Raw genomic sequence first — 6,489 nt, 5'->3', positions numbered from 1 at the left:
AGTTCGTTGTCGACTGGTCTGAGCACAACGAACAGCAATGTGGCCTCGCTGTCGACCTCGGCGTCGACGGTGGAAAGCTCGCTGTCGACGGGTTTGAGCACGACGAACAGCAACGTCGCCTCGCTGTCGACTTCGAGCTCGACGGTAGAAAGCTCGCTGTCCACCGGTCTGAGCGCGACCAACAGCAACGTGGCGTCGTTATCGACAACCATCAGCGCGACGACCAGCAACGTGGCGTCGTTGTCGAGTGGCCTGAGCACGACCAACAGCAATGTGGCGTCGTTATCGACATCGTCATCGACAGTGGAAAGCTCATTGTCCACGGGCCTGTCGACGACGAACAGCAACGTCGCCTCGCTGTCGACCTCGTCCTCAACAGTGGCAAGCTCCCTGTCGACGGGCCTGAGCACAACGAACAGCAACGTCGCCTCGTTGTCGACATCGTCCTCAACAGTGGCAAGTTCACTCTCGACCGGCCTGAGCACGACGAACAGCAACGTCGCCTCACTGTCGACCTCGTCCTCAACAGTAGCAAGTTCACTCTCGACTGGCCTGAGCACAACAAACAGCAACGTCGCCTCGCTATCGACCTCGTCCTCGACGGTAACCAGCTCCCTCTCGACCGGCCTGAGCACAACCAACAGCAACGTCGCCTCGCTGTCCACCTCAACCTCATCGGTCGTCAACGCCCTGTCCACCGGCCTGAGCACGACCAGCAGCAACGTCTCCTCCCTGTCGACAGTCGTCTCGACCACCCGCACGCACTACTACAGCGTGAACGACAACGGCACACAGGGCAGCAACTACAACGACGACGGGGCCAGCGGCGTCAACTCGATGGCCATGGGCGTCAATGCAACGGCGGCGGGCGCGGGCGGCATCGCTCTCGGCTCCAGCGCCAGTGCATCCGCGGACGGTGCGACAGTGATCGGTGCGAACGCGCTCGGCAGCGGCACGAACAGCGTCGCGCTCGGTGCCAATGCGTCGGCGAGCGGCCAGAACTCGGTCGCGCTCGGCGCGGGTTCCGTCGCCAGCGAGGACAACACGGTCTCGGTCGGCTCGCCGGGTAACGGGCGCCGGATCACCAATGTCGCACCGGGTGTCAACCCGACCGACGCGGTGAACATGTCCCAGTTCAATTCGCTCCAGAACTCCGTGTCGTCCGTCGCGCGAACGGCCTACTCGGGTGTGGCCGGTGCCACGGCACTGACGATGATTCCGGACGTCGACAAGGACAAGACCATCGCCGTCGGTATCGGCACCGGCGCCTATCAGGGCTACGGAGCGGTTGCGCTCGGCTTCACGGCCCGTATCACCGAGAACGTGAAGATCAAGGGCGGTGTCGGGGTGAGCAGCGCGGGCAGCACGTACGGGGTCGGGGTGGGCTACCAGTGGTAAGGCGCCGCGCGGGTGCCGGGCGTTTCTCCCGGCCCCCGCCGGTTCAGCGGCATCCCCGCGATGGAAGATAAACGACATGAAACATGAGGTTCAACATGCGTAACACGATGTTGTGCGTAGCGGCGATGGTTGCTCTCGCCGGTTGCTCGTCCGCGTCAGGGCCGTCGTTCAGCGCCTGGTCGGTCGACCGGCAGGACGGCCAGCAGACCTATCGGGTCGAGTGCAGCGGCCTGCTCGAAAGCGCGGAAACCTGCTATCGCAAGGCGCGCGAGATCTGCCATGACGAGGCCGTGCGTCCGCTCGAGGGCGCGGCGCCGCTGGGCTCGACGACCACGGACGGCAAGCCGGACTTTCGCAAGCTGATATTCCAGTGCGGCGCACCGGCACCGCAGCCGTCCACGGCCGCGCCCGCTGTTGTCCCCGCTGCCGTCCCCGTGCCGGCCCCCCTGCCGACGCACGTCACGCTGGCAGGCGATGCCAACTTCGATTTCAACAGGGCGACGCTGACTCCAGCCGCTAAGGCTCAGCTCGACAAGCTGGTTGCAAACGCGCAAGGCATGAGCTTCGGCACGGTCGCGATCGACGGCTACACCGACGGCATCGGTTCGCCGGCCTACAACCTGCGTCTGTCGCAGGCACGCGCGCGGACGGTGGCGGACTACCTGAAGTCGCACGGGCTGAACGCGGCGCGGTTCGACGTTCAGGGCCATGGCAGGACGCATCCCGTCGCGACGAATGCGACGGCCGACGGCCGGGCACAGAACCGGCGTGTCGGGATCACGTTGTCGGGAAACTAGCAGGCTAACCCCTCGGGACTCCTTGCTTCCGGATGATGTCCTCGTGTATGTCCGGAAGTTACCTGAGGTTTGGGGGTCGATTCTCCGGTTCGATCCTCCTTTTTATTCGCAGTCGACGCAGCGGGGGCGTCATGACCGGGGGCCGTCGATGGACAGGGCGGCACCGCCCGTTCCGTCGGGCTACGCACGAGAAGTATCGGAACACACACAAAAACACGAGGACTGACCTTCAGAAGGCGGAAACAACATGCGTATTGGCATCTCGCTGGCCACCCGGAATGGCCAGACTGTATGGGACAACGGGCTGGGGCAGAACGTGTTCTTCCTCGCGAAGCTGCTGCGGGCCTTGCCGGCGGTCCGGGACGTCGTGCTGCTCAATTGCGGACCCGAGCCGTGCCTGCCCGACGACGTCCGGGCGTTACTGCCGGACCTGAAGCTGCTGCCGGCCAGAGAGGCGACCGAGCTGATCGACGTCGCGATCGAAATGAGCGGCGGGCTCGATATCGAGTGGCTCGATTATTTTCGGGCGCGCGGCAGGCGCGTCGTCTATTTCTGCTGCGGGCAGCCGTATGCCGGATTGGTCGAGCCGGGCGTGTTCAGGCGGGGCGGCTATTTCTCGCGCGCGGACCGCTGCGACGAGATCTGGATTCTGCCCAAGGACCGCGTCTTCCGGCCGATGCTCGAAACGCTGCATCGCTGCCCGGTCGTCGAGGTGCCGTATCTGTGGGACCCGATGTTCATCGACGGGCGCGCCCGCATGCTGGGCGACGCAGGGCAGCGCTTCGGATTCGAGCCGGCGAGCGGTTCCACCGACACGCCGCGCGCGCTGCGCGCCGCGATTTTCGAGCCGAACATTTCCGTCGTGAAGTGCTGCATGATTCCCGTGCTGCTCTGCGACATGGCGTTTCGCGCCGAGCCCGGCGCGATTGCCGGTCTGAGCGTGCTCAACAGCGCCCAGTTCGAGCAGCATCCGACGTTTTCGTTCATGCGCGATTCGCTCGAACTGAATCGCGCGGGCCGCGTGCATGTCGACCACCGGCACGGCTTCGTCGACTTCATGAGCCGGGCCGCCGATGCGGTCGTCTCGCATCAATGGCAGAACGACCAGAACAATCTGCATCTGGATGCGCTGTACGGCGGTTATCCGCTCGTCCACAACTCGGCGTGGCTGTCCGGCCTCGGCTACTACTACCCGGAGTTCGACGTGCAGGCCGGCGCGCAGGCGTTCCTTCGCGCGGCACGCCAGCATGATGCGGGCTTCGCGGACTATAAGCGCCGCGCGCGCGAATTTCTCGCCGGACTGCACCCGCTCGCACCCGGGAACGGCACCCGCTATTTCCAGCAGCTGCTTCACGTGAGCGCCCGCGCTCATCGCGGAGGTGCAGCATGCTGAAGCGCCAGCGCATCAAGGTCGGCATCACGATTTTTCTGCGCGCCGGCGAGCAATCGATCTGGGAGAACGGCATCTTCCAGAACTGCTACTTCCTTGCGATGCTGCTGCGGCAATCGCCGGTCGTCGAGGCGGCTTGCCTCGTCAACGGCGGCGACGGCAACCCGTCGGATGCGAAGTCGTTTCTCGAACATTCGCCGGTGCCCGTCATCGATCTCGACACCGCGCGGGAACAGCTCGACGTCGTGATCGAACTGAGCGCGCAGCTGAATCCGGACTGGGCGCGCAGCTTCTGCGACCGCGGCGGCCGCGTGATCGGCATGCGCGTCGCGAACGACTATGTGATCGACATCGAGCGGATGATGTTCGGCATGTCGCACGGGCTGCTGTTCTCCGGCACGCCGTACAGCGCGATCTGGACCCTGCCCGCCTTCGCGAAGACCTGCACCGGCTATTACGAGGCGGGCTCGCGCGCGCCGGTGAAGGTCATGCAGCACCTGTGGAATCCGGCGCTGCTGGAGCGTTCGCTGAAGCCGGCCCACGCCGGCGGCACGTTCGGCTATGTACCGGGCCGCTCGCGCTGGCGCCTCGCGATTCTCGAACCGAACATCTGCATGGTCAAGACGGCGCATATCGCGATGCTGATTGCGGATCTCGCGTACCGGCAGGACCCGGAATGCGTCGAGTATCTGCGCGTGTTCAATGCGATGCCGCTCAAGGAAGAGGCCTCCTTTGTCGGCTTCGCGCGCAGTCTCGATCTGACGCAGCACGGGCGGGCGACCTACGAGCCGAGATTGCCGGTCTACGAGATCCTGACCGTGCAGGCCGATGCGGTGATCTCGCATCAATGGGAAAACGCCCAGAACTATCTGTACTACGAGGCGTTGTACGGCGGCTATCCGCTGATTCACAACTCCACGCTGATCGGCCATTGCGGCTATCGCTACGACGGCTTCGACTGTCAGGACGGCGCGCTCGCGTTGCGGCGCGCGTTCGCGGAGCATGACCTGAGACTGGACGACTACCGCCGCGAGGCGGGAGACTTTCTCGCCTCGCTGGACCCGGAGTTGCCCGCCAACGTCGGGCAGTACAGCGCGGCGCTCGCCGCGGTTTTCGAGGGGGCATGATGAACACGAAACGTCGTATGCCTTCCCGTACCGCGATGGCCGCGGGCTTCGCGCTGGCGCTCGCATGGGCGGCCGTGCAACCGGCCGGCTTCGCGCAGGCGCAGCCGCTGCCCGCGGCCGGTCCTGTCGCGGGCCCCGTCGCTGGCCCCGTCGCCGGTCCCGCCAACGGGCCGGCCGCGAGACCCGCAGCCGGCACCGTGCTCGCACAGGCCGCGCAGGAAATCGGCATCCACCGCTGTTACGACGCCGTCGCGCAGATCTCGGCGCGCGTATTCGACCGCGCCTCCCGAGCGGACGTGCTGCTCGACTGGCAGCGCTCGAACCCCGATACCGGGCCGTTCTTCTCGCTGTCCGGCATCGCCTTTCCGCAATCGTCGGCGTTGCTGTCGCTCGTCACGGTGCCGGGCGCCGGCGGCGGCTGTTCGGTCGTGGCCGAGCGTATTTCCAGCGCACCGTTGCCCTGCGCGCAGGTGGCGCGCAGCGAACTGAGCGGCTATCGCGCCACGCCGCTCGTCAGATCCGTCATGGTCTATACCGAAGCGGCGCATCCGCGCGAGGCCGTCGTGCTCGTCGACACGCCGCCTTCGTGCCTGATCCTGCGCCGTCAGGTGCAATTCCCGCGGGAGGCCGCACAATGAACGCACTGCATGCTTCGGAGCACGAAGCTCCCGGCCCGCGCCCGCTGCGGATCGGCATCACGATCGGCCTGCATCATGAGGCCGAGAGCCTGTGGGTCAACGGCATCAAACAGAATGCGCTGTACCTGATGCGGGTGTTCCAGCATTCGCCGCTGCGCCACCAGGTGGTGCTCGTCAACACGACTTCGGTAGCGATTACGGCGAAGCTGCCGTGGGATCTCGAACGCTACCCGGTGCGGCGCTTCGAGGACGTCAAGGACAGCCTCGACGTCCTGATCGAGCTCGGCGGCCAGATCAATGCCGGTCAGACCGGGTACATCAGGGCGCGCGGCACGAAGCTCGTCAGCTACTGCTGCGGGCCGGAATACGTGCAGCTGATGGAAGCGATGATCTTCAACCGCAGGATGGCCGACTCGATCTTCATCAATCAATGCTACGACGAGGTCTGGGTCATTCCCCAGGTGGTCGAGACGAGCCTGCCGTTCTTCAGGACCTTGCGCCGCTGTCCGGCGCGTGAAGTGCCGTTCGTCTGGGACCCGATGTGCATCGAAGCGCGCGCGCGCGAGCTGCCCCATCACGGCGAATACCGCCCCGCCAGCGGGCCGCGCCGGCTCTCCGTCATGGAGGCGAACCTCGACGTGCTGAAGTTCTGCCTCTATCCGATGCTGATCGCGGAGAACGCGTACCGGATCGTCGGCGACGGGATTTCGCATCTGCACGTCACCAATGCGGAACGTCTCGCGACGCAGTGCCCCGAGTTCATCGGCATCGCGCGTTATCTGGACCTCGTGCGCGACCGCAAGGCGAGCTTCGTCGGTCACTTCGAAACGCCGGAGTTTCTCGCGGAACATACGGACATCGTCGTGTCCCATCAATGGGGGCTGGCGCTGAACTACTTCTACTTCGACGTGTGCTGGAACGGCTATCCGTTCGTGCACAACGCGCAACTGTGCCGCGAGCTCGGCTACTACTACGCCGGTAACGACGTCGACGAAGGCGCGCGCCAGCTCGTGCAGGCGATCCGCCATCACGATGCCGACTGGGAAGGGTATCGGGACCGTCAGCGCCGCATCATCGCGCGCTATCTGTCGACGAACGCCGAAGTCGTGGCGCGCTATGACGGGTTGCTGCTGCAGCTG

Annotated in this window: 7 protein-coding genes; 6 read left to right on the top strand and 1 reads right to left on the bottom strand. The window is 65.3% G+C overall.

All coding sequences use genetic code 11. The features are described from left to right. Positions 1 to 755, bottom strand: a 755-nt coding sequence (locus GXB81_RS31950) for a hypothetical protein (RefSeq protein ID WP_346777829.1), incomplete at its 3' end; no start/stop codon positions are given. 19 nt (positions 756 to 774) lie between these two features. Here GXB81_RS31950 and GXB81_RS31945 point away from each other — a divergent pair. The 6 genes from GXB81_RS31945 to GXB81_RS30030 all read left to right on the top strand — a co-directional run. Further along, positions 775 to 1,398 (top strand): YadA-like family protein, encoded by a 624-nt coding sequence (locus tag GXB81_RS31945; RefSeq protein ID WP_345889956.1) that lies wholly within the window; start codon positions 775 to 777, stop codon positions 1,396 to 1,398. 95 nt (positions 1,399 to 1,493) lie between these two features. Further along, positions 1,494 to 2,195, top strand: coding sequence for an OmpA family protein (locus GXB81_RS30050; RefSeq protein ID WP_205991119.1), 702 nt, complete (start codon positions 1,494 to 1,496; stop codon positions 2,193 to 2,195). A gap of 247 nt (positions 2,196 to 2,442) precedes the next feature. Then, positions 2,443 to 3,588, top strand: coding sequence for a DUF2827 family protein (locus tag GXB81_RS30045; protein ID WP_205991118.1), 1,146 nt, complete (start codon positions 2,443 to 2,445; stop codon positions 3,586 to 3,588). Further along, positions 3,582 to 4,712, top strand: coding sequence for a DUF2827 domain-containing protein (locus tag GXB81_RS30040; RefSeq protein WP_205991117.1), 1,131 nt, complete (start codon positions 3,582 to 3,584; stop codon positions 4,710 to 4,712). Before GXB81_RS30045 ends, GXB81_RS30040 begins: the two co-directional genes overlap by 7 nt. 17 nt (positions 4,713 to 4,729) lie before the next feature. Further along, positions 4,730 to 5,350, top strand: a complete 621-nt coding sequence (locus GXB81_RS30035) for a hypothetical protein (protein ID WP_205991116.1) — start codon at positions 4,730 to 4,732, stop codon at positions 5,348 to 5,350. Beyond that, positions 5,347 to 6,489, top strand: a 1,143-nt coding sequence (locus GXB81_RS30030; protein ID WP_205991115.1) for a DUF2827 domain-containing protein, incomplete at its 3' end; no start/stop codon positions are given. The genes GXB81_RS30035 and GXB81_RS30030, both read left to right, overlap by 4 nt.

Source organism: Paraburkholderia sp. Ac-20336 (genome assembly GCF_017105025.1).
In the GTDB taxonomy this organism is placed as follows: Bacteria; Pseudomonadota; Gammaproteobacteria; order Burkholderiales; family Burkholderiaceae; genus Paraburkholderia.
This window is presented reverse-complemented; position numbering and strand designations above follow the sequence as displayed.

Bases quoted from the DNA above. Each gene is read 5' to 3' on its own strand.
- GXB81_RS30050 (WP_205991119.1), top strand. From the start codon at position 1,494: ATGCGTAACACGATGTTGTGCGTAGCGGCGATGGTTGCTCTCGCCGGT.
- GXB81_RS30045 (WP_205991118.1), top strand. From the start codon at position 2,443: ATGCGTATTGGCATCTCGCTGGCCACCCGGAATGGCCAGACTGTATGG.
- GXB81_RS30040 (WP_205991117.1), top strand. From the start codon at position 3,582: ATGCTGAAGCGCCAGCGCATCAAGGTCGGCATCACGATTTTTCTGCGC.
- GXB81_RS30035 (WP_205991116.1), top strand. From the start codon at position 4,730: ATGCCTTCCCGTACCGCGATGGCCGCGGGCTTCGCGCTGGCGCTCGCA.